This window comes from Collimonas sp. OK607, from assembly GCF_900111995.1.
GTDB lineage: Bacteria > Pseudomonadota > Gammaproteobacteria > Burkholderiales > Burkholderiaceae_D > Collimonas.
In genome coordinates this window covers 1-17,758 of sequence record NZ_FOKF01000047.1, presented here as the reverse complement: position 1 = coordinate 17,758, position 17,758 = coordinate 1, and the positions used below count along the sequence as shown (strand labels likewise).

The 17,758-nt window shown below is 56.0% G+C and carries 18 protein-coding genes and 2 pseudogenes; 2 read left to right on the top strand and 18 right to left on the bottom strand.

Annotated features, from left to right (window positions below):
- Window positions 1-85: 85 nt before the first annotated feature.
- The 16 genes and pseudogenes from BM029_RS22280 to BM029_RS22205 all read right to left on the bottom strand — a co-directional run.
- On the bottom strand, window positions 86-2,542 hold the full coding sequence (locus tag BM029_RS22280; RefSeq protein ID WP_092439826.1) for an efflux RND transporter permease subunit: 2,457 nt from the start codon (window positions 2,540-2,542) through the stop codon (window positions 86-88).
- Complete coding sequence (locus BM029_RS22275; RefSeq protein WP_211482521.1) at window positions 2,539-3,654, bottom strand: WD40/YVTN/BNR-like repeat-containing protein; 1,116 nt, start codon at window positions 3,652-3,654, stop codon at window positions 2,539-2,541. The genes BM029_RS22280 and BM029_RS22275 overlap by 4 nt, the downstream gene beginning before the upstream one ends.
- A gap of 9 nt (window positions 3,655-3,663) precedes the next feature.
- Window positions 3,664-5,028, bottom strand: a complete 1,365-nt coding sequence (locus tag BM029_RS22270) for a DUF1329 domain-containing protein (RefSeq protein ID WP_092439824.1) — start codon at window positions 5,026-5,028, stop codon at window positions 3,664-3,666.
- A 17-nt stretch (window positions 5,029-5,045) separates the two neighbouring features.
- Window positions 5,046-6,737 (bottom strand): DUF1302 domain-containing protein, encoded by a 1,692-nt coding sequence (locus BM029_RS22265; RefSeq protein ID WP_092439822.1) that lies wholly within the window; start codon window positions 6,735-6,737, stop codon window positions 5,046-5,048.
- Window positions 6,738-7,099: 362 nt separating this feature from the next.
- Window positions 7,100-7,807 carry an alpha/beta fold hydrolase gene (locus tag BM029_RS22260; protein WP_170851189.1) on the bottom strand — a complete coding sequence of 236 codons (708 nt, stop codon included), beginning with the start codon at window positions 7,805-7,807 and terminating at the stop codon, window positions 7,100-7,102.
- 55 nt (window positions 7,808-7,862) lie between these two features.
- Window positions 7,863-8,894: a fumarylacetoacetate hydrolase family protein gene (locus BM029_RS22255; protein ID WP_092439818.1), complete on the bottom strand. Its 1,032-nt coding sequence runs from the start codon at window positions 8,892-8,894 to the stop codon at window positions 7,863-7,865.
- Window positions 8,895-8,903: 9 nt separating this feature from the next.
- A complete protein-coding gene (mhpB, locus tag BM029_RS22250) occupies window positions 8,904-9,881 on the bottom strand; it encodes a DODA-type extradiol aromatic ring-opening family dioxygenase (RefSeq protein ID WP_092439816.1) in 978 nt (325 codons plus the stop codon).
- A gap of 30 nt (window positions 9,882-9,911) precedes the next feature.
- A complete protein-coding gene (locus BM029_RS22245) occupies window positions 9,912-10,361 on the bottom strand; it encodes a nuclear transport factor 2 family protein (protein WP_092439814.1) in 450 nt (149 codons plus the stop codon).
- A 279-nt stretch (window positions 10,362-10,640) separates the two neighbouring features.
- Window positions 10,641-10,859 (bottom strand): hypothetical protein, encoded by a 219-nt coding sequence (locus BM029_RS22240; RefSeq protein ID WP_092439812.1) that lies wholly within the window; start codon window positions 10,857-10,859, stop codon window positions 10,641-10,643.
- Window positions 10,846-11,274: a DoxX family protein gene (locus BM029_RS22235; protein ID WP_092439810.1), complete on the bottom strand. Its 429-nt coding sequence runs from the start codon at window positions 11,272-11,274 to the stop codon at window positions 10,846-10,848. The genes BM029_RS22240 and BM029_RS22235 overlap by 14 nt, the downstream gene beginning before the upstream one ends.
- A gap of 119 nt (window positions 11,275-11,393) precedes the next feature.
- On the bottom strand, window positions 11,394-11,576 hold the full coding sequence (locus BM029_RS22230; RefSeq protein ID WP_139217315.1) for a hypothetical protein: 183 nt from the start codon (window positions 11,574-11,576) through the stop codon (window positions 11,394-11,396).
- A 17-nt stretch (window positions 11,577-11,593) separates the two neighbouring features.
- Window positions 11,594-11,896, bottom strand: coding sequence for an IS110 family transposase (locus BM029_RS22225; protein ID WP_170851188.1), 303 nt, complete (start codon window positions 11,894-11,896; stop codon window positions 11,594-11,596).
- A gap of 337 nt (window positions 11,897-12,233) precedes the next feature.
- Window positions 12,234-13,154 (bottom strand): LysR family transcriptional regulator, encoded by a 921-nt coding sequence (locus BM029_RS22220; protein ID WP_092439804.1) that lies wholly within the window; start codon window positions 13,152-13,154, stop codon window positions 12,234-12,236.
- 235 nt (window positions 13,155-13,389) lie between these two features.
- A complete protein-coding gene (locus BM029_RS22215) occupies window positions 13,390-14,190 on the bottom strand; it encodes a DODA-type extradiol aromatic ring-opening family dioxygenase (RefSeq protein WP_092439802.1) in 801 nt (266 codons plus the stop codon).
- Between the two features lies 1 nt (window position 14,191).
- The gene (locus BM029_RS22210; RefSeq protein ID WP_092439801.1) at window positions 14,192-14,779 is read right to left on the bottom strand and encodes an FMN-dependent NADH-azoreductase; all 588 of its coding nucleotides are present in this window, start codon (window positions 14,777-14,779) and stop codon (window positions 14,192-14,194) included.
- 98 nt (window positions 14,780-14,877) lie between these two features.
- Window positions 14,878-15,404: pseudogene (locus tag BM029_RS22205) on the bottom strand (beta-ketoacyl synthase N-terminal-like domain-containing protein); the annotation flags it as partial.
- Between the two features lie 129 nt (window positions 15,405-15,533).
- Between BM029_RS22205 and BM029_RS22200 the strand changes: the two are divergent.
- Both BM029_RS22200 and BM029_RS22195 read left to right on the top strand, forming a co-directional pair.
- A pseudogene (locus BM029_RS22200) lies at window positions 15,534-15,704 on the top strand (tyrosine-type recombinase/integrase); the annotation flags it as partial.
- 9 nt (window positions 15,705-15,713) lie between these two features.
- Window positions 15,714-16,910 carry an IS91 family transposase gene (locus BM029_RS22195; RefSeq protein ID WP_092439799.1) on the top strand — a complete coding sequence of 399 codons (1,197 nt, stop codon included), beginning with the start codon at window positions 15,714-15,716 and terminating at the stop codon, window positions 16,908-16,910.
- Window positions 16,911-16,950: 40 nt separating this feature from the next.
- Here the strand turns inward: BM029_RS22195 and BM029_RS25990 are convergent, their stop codons facing one another.
- Together BM029_RS25990 and BM029_RS22190 are read right to left on the bottom strand one after the other, a co-directional pair.
- Window positions 16,951-17,121: a hypothetical protein gene (locus BM029_RS25990; RefSeq protein ID WP_170851187.1), complete on the bottom strand. Its 171-nt coding sequence runs from the start codon at window positions 17,119-17,121 to the stop codon at window positions 16,951-16,953.
- Window positions 17,122-17,511: 390 nt separating this feature from the next.
- The coding region (locus BM029_RS22190) for a transposase (RefSeq protein WP_170851186.1) at window positions 17,512-17,758 on the bottom strand (247 nt) is incomplete at its 5' end.

Here is a 17,758-nt window from a genome sequence, read left to right as displayed (position 1 = left end):
TGGCATGGACTAGCGCCAATGCGGCGCGGCTGGCGCGGCAAGCTCGTTCATTTTGATGATTTTTTTGTGGGTGTAACTGGCCTGTTTACACCGGTTCATCCCGCAAAAGCTTGCTTTCCGGCAGGTCTTGCAGCGCCTTCTTCTGGCCCGAAGCTAAGACCTTCGGTTTGAGAAGGAAATGCGCCAACGCGGGAAGCAGGATGAGCGCGCCCAGCATATTTCCTACGAACATAAACGCAAGCAGCAAACCCATATCAGCCTGGAATTTGATAGGCGAGAATACCCATGTCGCCACGGCGATACCGAGAGTGATGCCGGTCAGGACAACGACCTTGCCGGTGAACAGCAGCGCTCGGTAGTAGGCGACGGAGAGTGATTCCCCTGCCCTCAGGTTGGCCAACACGACGGTCAATATATACAAGGCATAGTCAACCCCGATACCCACCCCCAACGCAATGACAGGGAGCGTGGCAACTTTGACGCCGATGCCCAGACCCACCATCAGGGCTTCGCAAAGAATCGACGTCAGCGCAAGTGGGAGGACCGCACAAATGACGGCACGCCAGGATCTGAACGTAATGAATGCCAGAATGGTCACGGCTGCATACACCATCAACAGCATATCGAGGTTGGCTTTCGTGACCACGATGTTGGTTGCCGCTTCGATACCTGCGTTACCGGCGGCCAGCAGGAATTTCACGTCGCCGGCGTTGTTCGTCTTGGCAAAGGCTTCGACCTTATCCACGACCGAGGTCAGGGTGTCGGCCTTATGATCCTTCAAGTACACATACAGGGACAACATGTTGCAGGCTTGGTTAAATAGCTCGCGGGGGGCTCGGGTAATGACCGCATTGATCGAGTCCTGATTGTGCACGAGCTCGGCCCACTTCAGATTGCCCTCGCTCATCCCTGCCATCGCCCGTTTTGTCAAAGCGGCAAAAGAGTTTGTCGACTCCACGCCGGGCAATTGCTGCAACTGCCATTCGAGCGCATCCATCTTCACCAGCGTCGGGTATTGGGCGCATTGATCCTGCGGCGTGGTGACCATGACCACCAGCGTGTCGCTGCTGGCTGCGTAATTGGAAACGATAAAGGCATTGTCCCGGTTATAGCGTGAGTGCGGCCTTAATTCCGGCGCGCCCGGATCAAGATCGCCGATTTTCAAGTGCGCGCTGACGGCAAACCCCGCAAGACCTATGATCAGAGCAGAAATCAAAGCGATCGAGGCCCACTTGCGCTCCGTAAAATGATCGAGGAAGGCCCAGAAGCCGTGCTTCTCGTTCGATCCGTCCGCAGTATTGACCTGCTCCGCTCTCAGGCTGCGTTCGGCCGCCTTTATGCTCACGCCGGTATAGGAAAGCAATATCGGCAGCAAGACCAGGTTGGTGAAGATTAGCACCGCGACACCAAGGCTCGCGGCGATCGCCAAGTCCTGGATAACTTGAATCTTGATGATCATCAGCACGGCAAAGCCGACTGCATCGGCCAGCAGCGCCGTGCATCCGGCCAGGAATAAACGGCGGTAAGTGAAGCGCGCCGCTACCAGCTTGTGGGTCCCGCGTCCAATGTCTTGCATGATGCCGTTCATCTTTTGCGCACCATGGCTCATGCCGATGGCGAACACCAGAAACGGCACGAGGATCGAGTAGGGATCCAGCTTAAAACCCAGCGTTGGCAACAGGCCAAGCAGCCATACGACAGCGACCATTGAACACGTCACCACCAACACCGTACTCCTGACACAGCGCGTGTAGGCGAACAATACCGCTGTGCAGATGCCGATTGCTACCGCAAAGAACAGCAGCACTTGCTTCAAGCCGACCATGAGGTCGCCGACAATTTTGCCAAAGCCCGTAATGTGCAGGGTGACCTTATTCGTCTCATATTTTGCGCGGACTGTTTCGAGCGCATCGGAAAACTTTCGGTAATCGATCGCTTTTCCGGTCTGAGGATCGACATCCAGCAAAGGCACAAAGATGATGGTCGACTTGAAATTGGCTGCTACCAGTTGTCCGATTTCTCCTGAGCGCTCGACGTTTGCGCGCAATTTCTCAATGCTTTTCGGAGAACCATCAAAATCGTCGATCATCACTGGGCCACCATCCAAACCTTCCTCTGTGACGGCAAGCCAGCGTGTAGACGGTGTCCATAACGACTTCATGAAGGAGCGATCCACCCCAGGAATCAAAAATATCTCATCGTTGATCTTGCGCAGCGTCTCAAGATAGCCTGGGTCGAATATGGATCCGGTATTGGTCGCCACCGCAATACGGATAGCGTTGCCCTGGCCTTTGAGGTCGTCTTTGTGGGCCAGGTAATTAGTGATATAAGGGTGCCCCGTCGGGATCATGCGCTCGAAGCTTGCCCGCAAGTCGACTTTGGTGGCCTGATATCCCAGCACCATTGTCGTGAGCAAACACAACACAATCACCACCAGACGGTGATTAAAGAGAACGCGTTCCACCAGCGAACCAGAGTTGGCATCAAACGCGGATAAGTCACGTATCACCGGTTGATCAGACGAAGGAGATGAGGGTGTCATTTTGCACCAATAGGTAGAGTGGACGAATTAGCCGGCAGGTGGGAAGTACCGCGCAGACCGGCAAGCACGATGCTGCCGTCTGGCGCCTGCGCCATACCGACGATGGGTACCGGATTGGGGACTGGTACTATCGAAAAGGTGAGGCCATGATCGGCGCTCTTGAGAAGCCCCCCCGCTTGGTTCGCCATCAGGATCGCGCCGTCGGCAAGCACCAGACTTGCCGTCAGCGACGCCGGCGTGCCGACCTTTGCAGGTTGCCAGTTTGCGCCGGCATCGTTCGATGCGAAGGCATTCCCGCGCAGGCCATAGACCAATACTTGCGAATCGGAGAGAACCGACAGGCCGAAGAAGCTGCCTTTGTATGGCGTCGTGAGTTCGGAGAGCGTTACACCATTATCGGTCGATCGAAACACCGAGCCCTGCTCACCAACAATGTAAATGGTGTTTCCGGATTGCTGAATGCCATACAGATGGCTTCCTTTGTCGCCCAGGATGCGGGACTGCCATGGCCGCCAGGTCTTTCCGCCATCTTCGGTGCGAAGCGCAAGGCCGAAGGCACCCACGACAATGACGGTCGAATCATTTTCCACCAGCAGGTCGAGGAAGGGCTTGTCGGCGCCATCCTGCACTAGCCTTTGCGCGTCCACTAGGTCCTTTTTAGCTTCGGCATCGTCGCCGCCTGCTTTGACTGCCGCCTGCGCAGACATGAGCGCGATTTTTGCAACAGCATTGCCGTCAAGCTGCTTGACCCAGGTATCGCCGCCATCCTCAGAGTGCAAGACAACGCCGCTGTGCCCAACAGCCCATCCTTTGCGCGCCGAACCGAAGCGCACGCCGGTCAGTAAGAGGCTGACCGGAACCCGCTTTGCCTGACGCCAGGTTTGGCCATTGTTGTCCGAAAGCAGGATGGTCCCCCGCTCACCGACAGCAACCAGGCGCTCACCCGCCCGGGCGACGGCGGTGACCATGGCATCCTGTGCCCGCACACTGATTTGTGCGGGCCGGTCGAGCGGATCGGTCACCCGATCGCTCGCCATGGCAGCATGGACGCTGGTGGCGCCCATGTACACGCACCCAAGAAACAAAAGAAAGAGACGACGCGTACCGTGCATGACAACTCCCTAATTAACGCCGCGAGCGGCCATAGACTCAGGCGTAAAGTTACTTTCCGGCCAGCGGGGCACCTGTCCATATTGGGTTGGCTGCCCGTTGATGATGGTGGCCTGGTAAGATCCTTTGAGTAAATCCTGGATGCTGAACGGATAAGTGATCACGCCCGGGTACTCGAACGCCAGAATAGGTAACGCCATTCCCGAGTGCCAGAGTTGGCTTTGCGCGTCCCAACCGTCGTAAAGCACAGCGTCCCACGTGTCTTCATCCAGATAGAACTTCTTCTTTGGAATCACATGGCGTTTTCCGGGAGCGAGGGTTGCCTCCACTACCCAGACACGATGCAGTTCCCAGCGAACATCGTCAGGATTCAAATAATTCTGTCCGAGCACTTCTTCCGGCGTTTTTTGGAAGAACTTGTTATCGTTGTAGGGGATATACATCTCCTTTTTGCCGACCAGTTTCCACTGATACTTGTCTAAAGCACCGAGAAAGAGAGAAACCTCATCGAAGAAATCAACACCTGAAGTAACCGAGTTAGGCGTATCGTAGGCAAGACTCGGCCCACGGCGCACCCGGCGCTGTCCCACCAGATATTGCCATGCCTGGCGGCCCTTCGCTTCATAGTCGACCGGGTCGCGTACCAGGAACGACTCGCCGGCTTTGTAAGCGGGCGCGGTAGTCACTTGATACAGGTGCCAATAATCTCCCTTGAACGTCTCCAGCGAGTCCTCCTTGAAGAAGTAAGGGAAGCTCATTTCAGCGTGGACCGTCGCCGCCAACAACGGCTTTCCTCCCGACATCACATAAGCGGCGTGCGAGTATAGAACCGACTCGCCCTGCCAGCGCAACTGATGGTTCCACATCGCTTCCGCGCCGTTTTTGGGGATCGGAAAGGGAATGCCACCAAATGCGCCGTTGATCGAATAGCCGTTAGCGCTGGACTTTGCACGCGTTGCATTCTTCAACGTATTGTCATAAACGGACTGTGGGGCGGCGGCTGTCCGATGCGTTGGGTAAACGTCGATACGATAGCTTGGATATTTTTTTAACAGCACCTGCTGGCCATCAGAGAGCTTATCGGCGTACTCCGCCATATTCTTTGCCGTGATCGAGTACAGCGGCTTCTCGTCTGAAAACGGGTCAGGACGTACATTCCCCGGCTTATAGCCGGACGGCACTTTGGTATAACCGCCGGTCCAGGCCGGAATCGTGCCTTCCCTATTGCCGGCTTTCTCCGCACCAAGCGGGGTTAGCTCAGACTTTAACTTCAATGCCTCTTCCGCCGACACCGCCGCATTGGTCAATCCCGCATGACACAGCAAGGATGCAATCAGGCCGGCAATCGCCGGACGTAAAAACTGTTGCTTATTCATTACACTGTCTCCTTTTATTAAAACGAACGTTGTACTGTCGCAGCGATGAAATTCCGGTCTGACAGGTTTTGCTTGAAAGATAATTGCCCTAAGGAGTTCAGCCCAGTTCCTGCGCTGCCAAAAAAATTGGTATATGTCAGACCGAAATGCCACACTTGCTGATAGGTACCTTTAATCCCTAGACTGAGATCTCCACCATTTTTTCCGCCCGCATTAAACTGGGACACCACTGACGAATTGCCATGCGGGCTGTATCCAACGCCAACTGGAGCGCTGAGGTCCAAACCTGGCGCGACCTGAAACCATGCCGGTTCAAAAAGGAAGCGTAGCGCCCAGGCATCACGCGATGAATTCGCCGCAACTGCCTCAGGGTTCTTCGTCACGCTGGTCCTTCGATTCCAGGCGATCTCGCCTACGAAAGAGGCTGTATTCCACAGGCCTGTGGGCGGTGCCAAATAGATAGTAGAAAGATTAGCGTGGGCGGAGTTGCCGACCGCATAGGCTGGATTACTATTATTGTTTCCAGAAGTCGCAGTCGTCGTGACGCCAAAAATCGTGGGATCACTCACCAGCGGCGTGTTCCGTCTTACCGACACTTCACCGGCCACGTTGGCGTCCCCGATCTGTGTGCTGAAACTGGCCCCATAAGCCTTGACACCCTCTGGGTAAACCAACTGGTAGGTACCAAACTCGCCAATGGCAGGATTTAACGTGCCACCCGTCAGGACAGTGCTGGCATAGAATTGTGGCGTCTTCTCGTTATAGCGGATCGCGTACAGTCCAAGCTCTACGTCGAGATTGGATGGTCGCCAGCGGATTTGCATACCGCCCTGTCCGGAATTTTTTGCGGCCTGATCCCGTGTATGGAAAAGGGCAGCGCCTGGAGGAAACGGCGGGCCGAGAAAGAAGCGTTCGCTTCCGTCCACCACGTCTCCCCCGGAGAAATAGCTACCCTCTCCGGGAATCAGCGTCTTGCGCCATTCGAACTGATAGTAGGCACCGATGGCCAGATTGTCTTTGACTTGAAACTGCGTAGACAACTGATTGACCGGCCGCACGATTTCCTTGAACTGCGAACCCGGCACCGACAGCAACTTGACGACATCGGTCGGCGCCTGGCCACCCGCTATCCCGTTGCTGCCAAAGAAAACGGTCTCGCCGTAGAGTACGGTATGCCGACCGAGACGTACCGTGGAAGGTATACCGCCAATATTATCAGTGTCGTACACAAAGGCGTCGAGGATTTCGCTGCTACCCCCATGCAAACTTCGCGTGGCGGAATTGAACTGGTTGTAGGGCACGGAAATATTGTTTGCCGTTCCGGGAGAGTTGTTATCGTTTGTCTGGTGATAGATCGAGTCGTACCAGGCAGCGCCACTGACACGTACTCCCATATGATCCTTGTACTTCACATCGAATTCGGAAAGCAGGTCGACACGATTTGAAATCACGCCTTTTCCAAAATTACGATCACCATCGTCCTGGTTCGGATCGGCCAATAAAGTGCCGGACGCATCTTTCAGACGAAAGGCCGTACTGTATTTGAGTGTATTATCCCAATGGATTTTTACGTCGGGGTTGCCCGACTCGATTTCGAACGCATGTGCAGACATTGCGCCTTGCGATGCAAGCACCGCTGCGAACAGCTGCAACGCTGTTGTGTTCGTAACGAAACCTCTTTGGCTCTTACGGCCATGTTTTTTTTTCATTGTCGCCTCCAAAATCTTGCATTTAAAAAGAATGTAACGTTGTTACCGTAGTACCCCCAAAGCCAAAATTCCGTTACGTCACATCCAAATCGTGACTTTTTACTCCCTACACACAGTCAGCCCAACGGCCTCGATCTTCAAAAAATCCGGAGTCAAAAACTAAGCCGACACAACCACCGCCTGAGTTGCAGATCCATTACTAACTTATGCTTTTTCATCGAGAATCATTTTCGCCAGGATTCACCTGGCTCGCATAGCTGCGCTACCAGTTATTTTTCAAGAATTTCATTTCTTCTTCGAGGCAGAGAGGCTGGCGCAGCGCCTGCCTGTACGTTGATTCAATGCATCAATTCGTTACCGCATTACGCTCGGCTATCCAGAAACCTCATCACGGCGTCTGCAAATTCCGGGGCGGCCGGAAGTCCCAGGTGATCAATATCCTTCAGCAGCAACAGCGTATGATTTGGCAGCACACTTGCCAGCGGCTCAAGCGGAAGGGCAACCGTGTCACGGTCCCCTGCGATGACCAGGGTTCGACACCTTATCTTCGCCAGTCGATCAGCCGTAATAACCGGGTTGGGGGGGCGCCGTAGGCAGGCAGCGAGCGCCAGTGGATCATTTCCCGCTTCCAAGCCGTACGATACAAATCCTCGGATAGTAGCCGGCGTGGCATCGTTCACACCTTGTTCGAGAACATCCGCGATCAGCTCCCCCGCTTTTTCCGGAGCGAACACATTGGCACCGAGGCCCGCCAAAACCAGCGTGCCGAAGATATCCGGATTTCTTGCGGCGATTTCAAGTAGAACCTTCGCCCCCAGGGAATAGCCAATGGCCGTAATAGGTCGCGCGTTCGGTAGCCTTTGCGCAATTGAACTAGCCAGGTCGGCATAGCCTTGTGGGTCATGTGAGCGCTCGGCATTCCCATGCCCAGGCAAATCGATTTCTTCTACCTCGTACCCGGCAGTAACAAGGCGTTCTTCCCAACTATTTTCCCGCCATACCGAGGCGTAAGATCCGCCCCAGCCATGGAGCAGGACGATTGACTTGAGTTGATGAGAGGTATTGAACATTGGTAGCTCGCTCACTTGGCTTATCGATCGTTTAGATATGAATGTCGGAGCGCCTTCAGGCATCGCGCGGCGGCCAGGACGCTTTGAGAACTTTACGAGGTTGTGCAGACACAGGCTTCCCCGCCAGATCGATTCTCTTGATCGGATTACTTAGTCTGCCGATCCCGCTGATCTCTACCGAACACGGGCCGTCCAACGATTGGAAGTCAAGATCCCGGAGTCCGTATTTTTTGCCTTTGACTGCGGCACCCATATGGATGATGTCGCCCGGTTCCAGCGTGAAGTAGCGACTGGCCCAAGAGACCACTTCCTCTACCGTGAAACGCAAACTACCGGTGTTGTCGGTGGTGCATTCCTCATCGCCCATGAAGACCTTCACCGTCAATGCGTTCGGATTAGCAATCTCATCCTTCGTCACGATCCACGGCCCGACCGGGCCGAAGGTATCCGTGTTCTTGGATCTGGCGTGATAGGCCAACTGCATGGCCCCGTGTTCGAAGCCGGGTGGTGGAGGGTCGATGTCCGGTCGTGAAAATGTGTAGGTGTCTTCGCTTTTCAAGGTAACCGACGTGACGTCATTCAGAATCGTGTAGCCGAACACCATCTTGAGAGCATCCTCTGGCTTGACCAGCTTGCAACGCCGCCCAATGACGACAGCCAGTTCACCCTCTGGATGCGTCAGGCCATAATCGGGACGGATCACGATCGGCTGCTGATGGCCCGTCAGCGCTGAGGGGACCTTGATGAAAAATGGCGGATTTTGCGGATGGCTGGAAGCCAGGGCACTGACGCCAGCATCATTGATGGCAACTCCCAGGATCTTCGAGGGGTTTCCCAATGGCGGCAACCAATGGACGTCCGAGGTCGGCAAGCGCTCCACGCCCGGTTTTTCAATGCTTGCGGCGGCGCGAGCCAGCTCCGGCTCAAGCTCCGCATAGCGACTGATGATGTCCATCATGTCGAGTGGAACGCACTGAGTGTCTATCCCTGCCAGGGTATAGGCGTCGAGAAGTGACACGAGCGTGCCGTCGGCTGCGGCAAGCCCGATTTGGGCGTTGTCGCCGCGCTTGAAGGTAACGAGTTTCATGGATTTCCTTTAGAAAGAATGGGCTATGCCAATACCAATTCCGAATTTCGTATCGGGGGAGTAGTAGTCAACGAGGACTTTGCCGGCGCCTGCGGTTTGTGCGGCGGCTGCAGCGGTGATCCACTGCCGGATTTCTCCGCCGCCGTACCCAGCTGCGGCAAGCACGTCCTCGTTGGTCCACTGGTCGAAACGGGTAAGGTCGCCGCTCGCAAGAATTTCAAGAAATTCCTGATCCCATTTGCTGTTGATCCAGGGAGCCTTGAATGATCCGTCTTCAAGATCGGCACTGAATTTTTCCATGTCGGTTCGAACGTCGTCGAACCACTTTTGCCGAGTGATCGCTCCTTTGGTGCCCCCATGAACGATGTAGTCGCGGACATTCTCGTTTGGCGCGGTATCGTATTGCGGAAAGATGAAGTCGGTCTGGTGCGACAGGCCACCTGTGCCGAGGAAGGCGACGCGTTTATTCAGCGTTGCGGCAAATCTGCCGATCTCTTCGCCGATCTGCCGGCAGCGTCTGAATGTCGGTTGGGGGTCGACGATCGAGTTAATGTGGATGGGCAAAACCGGCTTCGCATCCAGCTCCCCAATAAAATGATGCAACATATTGGTGAAGCCGTGATCCACCTCCATTGCGTAGGACACGTTGATATCGAAGTCATTCTGGACAAGATGTGTTGCGCACGCAGCCGCAATATCGCGCGGAACGGCTAGACGGCCTGGATAGCCGCCGCAATCCTGCATCCCCTCGGCGATTTGTCCGATGACAAACTGAGGGGTCAGCTTCAGAAAAATGCCGTCATAGTGATCGCCGCCAAAGATAATCACGAGCTCTGGATCGAACTTTTTAAACTCTTCCACTCGTGCGTTGTAAGCCGCCCAGAACTCCGGATTTACCTTGTGCTCCTGCATGCTCACGATGGGTACATGCGGAGCACAAGCCAAAAAAGCCTTCCCGGATCCGTTCGTTGAAGTAACTGCTGACATGAAGTCCTCCTATTTCCATTGTTGATTGAGTTATTTAGCCGTAAAGCTTGCCGCGCCTGCTCCTACGAATACAGGGGTGATAGTGCGACGCGCGAATTTCCAGATACCGCTCTTGTCGCGCACGCAAATGTCGGCGACATCGGCGATAGCGGACGGAAGCTCGGACTCTAACGGGATCGTTCCAAGGCCGGCGAATACCATCACAAGCGAACTCATTTGTGCGTTCCGGTCGCCAGCAAGCTGAATTTTCAGGTTGCTTGAGACGTGACGAGTATGTCGTTGCACCTGCGCATGGTGCGCGGCGCGGTTCTGGAAGAATGTCCTGATCTGATCCTGTGCTGAAAGAACCAAGGAACCGATTACCAACTCTCCGGATGCGGTAAAAAGCTGCTCGGTCGGCTCGACCGATCTTTCGTCGGCACGTTCCCAATAGTCGGCGTTAAGAAACAACAAGCCGTTCTGCGCAATCAAGCTTTCCATGAATTCTCCAATAGCTTATGGGCACACTTCCAGCCGTTTGGCTGCAGAAGTCCAGATCACGGCATTTTTGAGGAGGGAGATAGGAGGGTGGCCAGTAGCGGCTGATGCCAATGGGTGCAGCGTACGGGCACGCCGTCCTTTGGCATGCTCCAATTACGCGTCGCAACCCTGTCTCCTATGTACGCCTCGTCATTTTGATGACGTGTAATATTTATGGGTACTTCTAAAAATCAGTTTTCGCGTAATCCAGTTTCGACGAGTAGGAATATCGCTAAATATTCAGAGGTGCCATACTGTCGATACTAAAATTTTCAGCATGAGCAAACCGACGTCCACCACGCCATAGATGGCCACCGGTGATTGAGCGATCGAGCGTTTGCGGCCCCGGCAATGGTGGTAAACACCACCATTGCCAATAACGATTTTTTGCGGAGAAAGGTTTTCATCATTTTTCTTTCCATATTTCAGTTGGGTAATGAACTGCTCAACGTGCGCCAATTGGCGCCTTGCGCGACCGACCCCATAAGACGAAAATCGCCAAGGGCAGCAGCACAAAGTTGAGGGGCAATACCATCCATTCGCCACGTGAACTGTGGAAGCCAATTGCGAGTACTTGGAGCACGATGATGCCTACAGCGGCCAACACGCAAAGTCGCGACTTAATCCGCGTCAAGGCAGGCAGGAGAATACCGAGACCGCCCGCAAGATCGACCAAGCCGATGAAACGCACGAATGTCTCGGGTAGCTCGCCCGTCCACGGCATCATCGTGGACAGTTGCGGGATCGGGGTAGTTAGCTTCATGAAAGCCGACATCATGAAGGTCGCGAACAGTACGACCTGGGCGGCCCAGAGGGCAATACGTAGTGACTTGCTTGTTGTCTTTGAGATTGAGGATGTAGCGGGGGTATTCATGGATATCTCCTAGCGTCTGAATGAAGCTAGTTTGCATCGCCTTAACCATCGAAGATAGAGGGATTGTTTTGATATAGATGTTCAGATAGGCTGATGGTCATGGATTCCTTGACGCTAGATCAACCGCAGGCCAGCGAGGAGATGACGTCGTGCAGCTTGATGTTCATGCGCTCCAGGGCCTTTTGCATCAGCTGCACGCAGCTGGCCGCCGCGGCAACGTGATCGGCACGCAGGCGCAGATAGTCCTGTAGCCGGCGGATGTCGGCCGGCGGCACGAAGCCGGCCTTCAGCAAGCCGTGCATGTGCAGCGTGGCCCCCACTAGCAGTCGGCCATGTCGGCCTTCCTGCCCGGCAGGTTGCGCGTCTGCCGTCCATTGACCATGTGCACTTCTAGGTGCGCCGCTTCCAGCACACCGTACAAGGACAACCAGTAGACGCCGGTCGCCTCTATGGCGACCGAATGGACACCTTGCAAGCGCAGCCAGTCCCGCAGCGCATGCAGCTGCGATGTGACGGTGCCGAATACTTTCGGCTCATCGCCGCCAATCGAAACATGCATGTGTTCGCTGCCCACGTCCACGAACGTAGCCAGCGGGTCAAGCACCGGTAATTTTCTTGACATGATGAACTTCCGCATTCAATACAATGCGCGCGGCGGCGCTCGGTCCGGTCACGTCAACAGGAACTACAAATCTCTCCGGCGGGAAGCAAAGCTCACCAAAATGTGCGATTGATCGTGACCAGAGCCAGTCTTATTGACAGGTAATCGGACTCGTCGCCCGACGCGCCAAAGACGCGGTCAGCCACACTGCCGGGAGCCGTCGCGCGTCCTGTAACGATACCTGGTTCACGGTCCGTGGGCGGTTTCGTCTGAAACTGGAGGCTTACTGAGGAGTTACGGAGTGTATCGGTAGCCCTTTGTTTTTACAGGGATTTCTGTTCACTTTGAAATACGCGCTTTAGGGCGTGAATATGGGACCGATTTTGCTGTCGCGGATAAGTGCCAAGAGAAGCGCAGTGCCTGCTGGTCCCGGAATTCGTTCATGGCACTGCGCGGCGACGATGTCGAGGTGGGGCAAATGATCGCTGCCGTCCCAGCGTTCGATGGGCAAAACAACCAGGCGGCCTGCTGCGATGTCGGCAGAAACAAATGGTTCGGGCATGCTACCCCAACCCAGGCCGGCACAAAGTAACCCATGTTTGGTGGTCAAATCGGTTACTCGCCAGCTGTCGAGGGCTGCAACACCCTGATCTCGGCCGCCAGCTACTTCGCTCGGTTTGGTCAGCACAATCTGTAACTCCTCGCGCAACATGTCAGTGGTGATTGGTCCCTCGCACCCGGCGAGCGGATGGCCGGGTGCTGCGACAGCAATCAGATGAAACGTTGAAAGGCGGTTTCGGTCGAGCACATTGGGCAAATCGAGATCAACGAGGACCGCGATGTCGAGGTCGCCCTCGGCTAGGGATTGCTCCAACCCGAATGTTCCTCTCGAAATCCGGAGAGAAACAGTCGGAAATTCCATTCGAAAAGCGGCAAGAGTTGGTGCCAGCTGCGCGACGGGCACCATGTCCGAAAGGCCAAAGCGCACCTCGGCCTCCAAACCGCGCGCCATACCTTTGGCTTGGCTGCTGAATTGGTTGACATCCGCCAGAATGCGTCGCGCGCGCGGCAACAGTGCCTTGCCTGTGGGGGTAAGCGTTGGGCGATACGCGCTACGGTCAAACAGCGGTGTCCCGATCTGATCTTCCAGGCTCTGCATCGTGTAAGTTATCGCGGATTGGCCGCGATTGAGCGCACGGGATGCCGCCGAGAAACTGCCCTCATCGACGGCCGTCGCGAACACCAGCAGCTGATCAAAGGTCAAGGCGTTTATATTCATCAATATGGCTAAAGCTTTTTATCAAAACAATCCCAGTATATTAGAAAACCCCCTTGGCGATCTTCGGCCTGTGAAGCCCGTCGCGCAGTTACCGATTAGCCTCCGCTGTCCCGACGCGATCGTGATGGTCGCCAACGTCCCCCGACCGCTTGGATAACGACGAAGCGCGGGAATGGCAATTCGAGTTCGACGGGGTCTGCTTGGCTTTGCCGGTTGACGCCGCAGAGCTTGTGCATTAGCCGAATCGGAACCCGGAATAGGGCTTCCCGGCGATCCGGTCGTGATATACACGAATGCCGATGTCGTCGGCGCCCGCCCCGGCGGCGACCATCAGTGGAAGAAGATGGTCGGGCTCGGGATGCGCCACCCGCCCGCCTGGAGCAGCCTGCCAATCGATCAGCTTTGCCTCGCGCGCGACTGGATCGGTGACCGCATCGCCCAACCATGCATCGAAGGCCTCAGCCAGCTCATTGCCACGTCCGGTGAAAAAATAGGGCAGATTGTGGTAGCTCATGCCGCTACCTATGATCAGGATGTCGCGATCACGCAGTGGCGCCAACGCGCGTCCCATCGCCAAATGCTGGGCAGGATCGTACGACGCCAATAATGACAGCTGGACAACGGGAACGTCGGCGTCCGGATAGATCAGCTTGAAGGGAACGAACACGCCATGGTCATAGCCACGGCGGTCGTTCGCATCCGTCGCGAATCCTGCTGCCTCCAGCAGCTGGCGGACCTCCGCTGCTACTTCCGGCGCGCCTGGCGCAGGCCAGGTGAGCTGATAGGCGTGGGAAGGGAAACCTGAATAGTCGAAAAGCAACGGAGGGTGTGCGCCGCTGTTGACTGTCGGATTCCGCGCCTCCCAGTGGCCGGACACGATAATGACCGCGCGAGGACGCCTCTCGATCGACGCATCGAGCCCCCGAAGGAAGGCCGCCATTCTGTCCCAGGTGTCGCGCGGCCAGCCGGGAGGTGGGGCCACAAAAAAGCACGGGCCACCGCCATGCGCAATGAAGAAGGTTGGCAGCCGGCTCATGTCAGGCCACCCTCGCCGGGATTTTAGCGATCGCCGCTTCGGCACCCGCGATTGCGCACGCGCGACTGTCGGAGCCAAAGGCGGTGCCTTCCGCGACGATCACTTCGGGCTCGATGCCGATGAAGCCGAAAATCGCCTTCAGGAACGTCTCGGCATGTTCGAACGGCGACCACGGCGTACCGGGCTGATAGACGGCACCGCGCGATACGAGCACGATCACGCGCTTGTCGCCCACCAGGCCGATCGAACCCTGTTCGCTCAACTTGAAGGTGACGCCGGAGATCACAAGCCGATCAATCCACGCCTTGAGCTGGCTCGAGACGGTGAAGTTGTAGAGTGGCGCACCGATCACGATCGTGTCGGCGGCGAGGAACTCTTCAAGGATCGCGGCGCTAAATGCAGAGCCCTGGGTGTCGTTACCGGGTTTGTCGGTCATGAGGTAATGGTCGAGCGGCATGGCGACAAGATCACGGTAGATAACCGTCGCTCCCGGCTGTGCGCCCGCTATTTCTGTGACTGCGGCGGCGGACAGGCGACGGCTGACCGAAGCCTCGCCGGAGATGCTGGAGTCAATATGCAAGATTTTCATGAGTATCTCTTCTGAAAGGGGGTAGCTTGCATATTGGCTGATTTCAAACCATCAAGATAGCCGGAATAGTTTGAATGACATATTCAGAAAAATAGATGGAGACTGAATTCGGCTGCTACGTTTTCGGCAGTCTCAGGCATCGAATCGACCCGTAATTTGCTTTCATCAAGGCATTGATGAAGCGCCAGCCGATGGTTGTATCTTCGATTTTCGCGGCGCGCGAAAATGGGCTCTCCGCTTTGGCCATCACGAACGGGGCGCGCGTCATCGATTCGACGCCACCGGCAATCATCAGATCGGCATCACCCGACCGGATCGCACGTGCGGCAGAGCCCACCGCATCCATGCCGGAGCCGCAAAGACGGTTAATTGTGGCTCCAGGAACTTCCAGCGGCAGACCAGCGAGCAGCGCGGACATGCGCGCCACATTGCGATTGTCTTCTCCAGCCTGGTTGGCACAGCCGTATATCACATCTTGCACTGCTGCCCAATCCATCTTGGGATTGCGTGCGATCAATGCATGCAACGGTATCGCGCCGAGGTCATCGGCACGAATATCCTTGAACGCGCCGTCATATCGGCTGAAAGGTGTACGAATGGCATCACAGATATAGGCTTGGTTCATAAATAAAAAAACAAGAATTAGTTGATCAACAATATCTCACGACGTTATGTTGAAGCTGGAGCAGCATTACCGACTTCCGATATTGATTTATTCTGCAGCCTGAACAAGCTGATCGCCTCCAGATCGAGTACCCTAAGGCACAGTTTTGCGACCCATCTGCTGGAACAGAAGGTCGATGTGCGGATGATTCAGGTGTTGCTCGGACACAAGAAGCTCGAGACCACGGCGTTGTATACCCACGTGGCTACCGAGATTTTGCGCAAGGTGATCAGTCCTCTGGATGCTTTACCGCCGCCGTAGGCGGCAGTCGTGGGGCGTTGCGCCCTGGAGGTCGCGGATGTTTTCCGTACCCACGGGCCAGCCTGGCGGCAGGCTCAGCACGGCCACTTGAGCCTGGGTCAGCTCAAGGTCATGTCAGCCATCGAACAGTGCCGCAGCGCGGCACTGGGTGGGCATATGCTGGCCTGCGAGAATTGCGAACACACCGATGTCGCGTATAACTCATGCCGCAACCGGCATTGCCCGAAGTGCCAGGCCAGCGCCGCTCGCCGTTGGCTCGAGGCCAGGCAGAGCGAACTGCTGCCGGTGGAGTATTACCACGTCGTGTTCACCTTGCCAGCGCCGATCAGTACCATCGCGTATTACAACAAGGCCGTGATCTACGGTCTGTTGTTTGACGTCGCCGCCGAAACCCTGCGCACCATTGCCGCTGACCCCAGGCATCTGGGCGCGAAGATCGGGGCGACGCTGGTTTTGCACACCTGGGGATCGGCGCTGACGCATCATCCGCATGTGCATGGCATCGTTCCCGGTGGCGGGCTGTCGCTGGATGGTGATCGGTGGGTCGCCTGCAAGCCCGGTTTCTTTCTGCCGGTACGTGTGCTGTCGCGGCTGTTCCGGCGGCGTTTTATCGAAGAACTCAACAAGGCTTATCACACCGGCTTGCTGCAATTCTTCGGTGACTACGCACAGTTGGCCGACGCGGCGGCCTTCGCCGACTGGCTGGCGCCACCGCGGAAATGCGAATGGGTGGTCTACGCCAAACGCCCGTTTGCCGGACCGGAAGCGGTGCTGGCTTATCTGTCGCGCTATACCCATCGGGTGGCGATTTCCAACAGCCGACTACTGAGCTTGGACGAGCGCGGCGTCACCTTCCGCTGGAAGGATTACCGGGCCAAGGGAAGTACGCGCCACAAGACCATGACGATCGCGGCCGACGAGTTCATGCGTCGTTTCCTGCTGCACGTTCTGCCCGGCGGCTTTCATCGCATTCGTCACTATGGGTTGCTTGCCAATGCCGAGCGCAAGAACAACCTCGCGCAGCTACGTGCGCTGCTGCAGGTCGCGTCAATCACCAGTGTGCAATCCGGTAGTGCCGACGCGTCGGTAGGCGCTTCCCAGCCTAGCTTCATTTGCCGGCACTGCGGCGGCACCATGCACATCATCGAAACTCTGCTGCGCGTCCAACCGATACGCGCGCCACCGCGACTCCGAGGTCCGCCATGACTGACATAGTCTTGATGCGCTTACACTACCGACCAACGCTTCATCGACTGGCGTCGATGTGGATGGACTCGGCTCGTCGCTGCAATAGCGCCAGTATTTGGGTGATCTGCCACAGGATAAGTCCGTGCATCAGCTCCGCAATCGCCTGTCTGAACCATCTCGCCGACACATTGACGACCCAAATGGACACCATCATCCGCAGTGCGGACATTCAAATCCCCATAGGCCAAGCTCGGCCCTGACTGCGGAGCTCTTGCTCGCGGTTTCCTCCCTCGAGGATTGTACGACACCTGCCCAGTGGGATTGGTCGCGTCTTTCCGAGCTTGCGTTGGTGGGCAGGTGTCGTACAATCCTTAACGAAATCAACCCGTCACGACCGCCTCAAAACGGCCAATTGCGGCCCGTCAGCATCCCTGGCTGACCGGCCGTTTCAGACTGAGCCTGTGTGGAAACTCATTTTTTTCTCATATCCTGCGGTAGCAGTGCCGCAGAGGTGTAAATTTCGTCGATTGAATTTCCTTTGCAGCCAATATCCACTTATGACGCTTGTAAATCGTCTCTGAAGGCATGGGGGACGAGTTGGCTGCGCTAAAAATGGGCCTTACGCCCCTATGATCTTCATAGCCTTCATCATGTCAGTGATCCCAAGAATGGCCATGACGCGGCGCATGTTGTAGGCCAGTATGTGCAAGCTGATTTCGGTGCCAACGTGAGCCAGTCCCTTCATCGTGAAGTGCCCTGATCCCATCCAAGACTTCACGGTTCCAAACACATGCTCCACCGTGCATCGCCTGAGTTTCATCTTGTCGCGGCTGTTGTCGATTCGGGTCTGCATGGTATCGAGCACA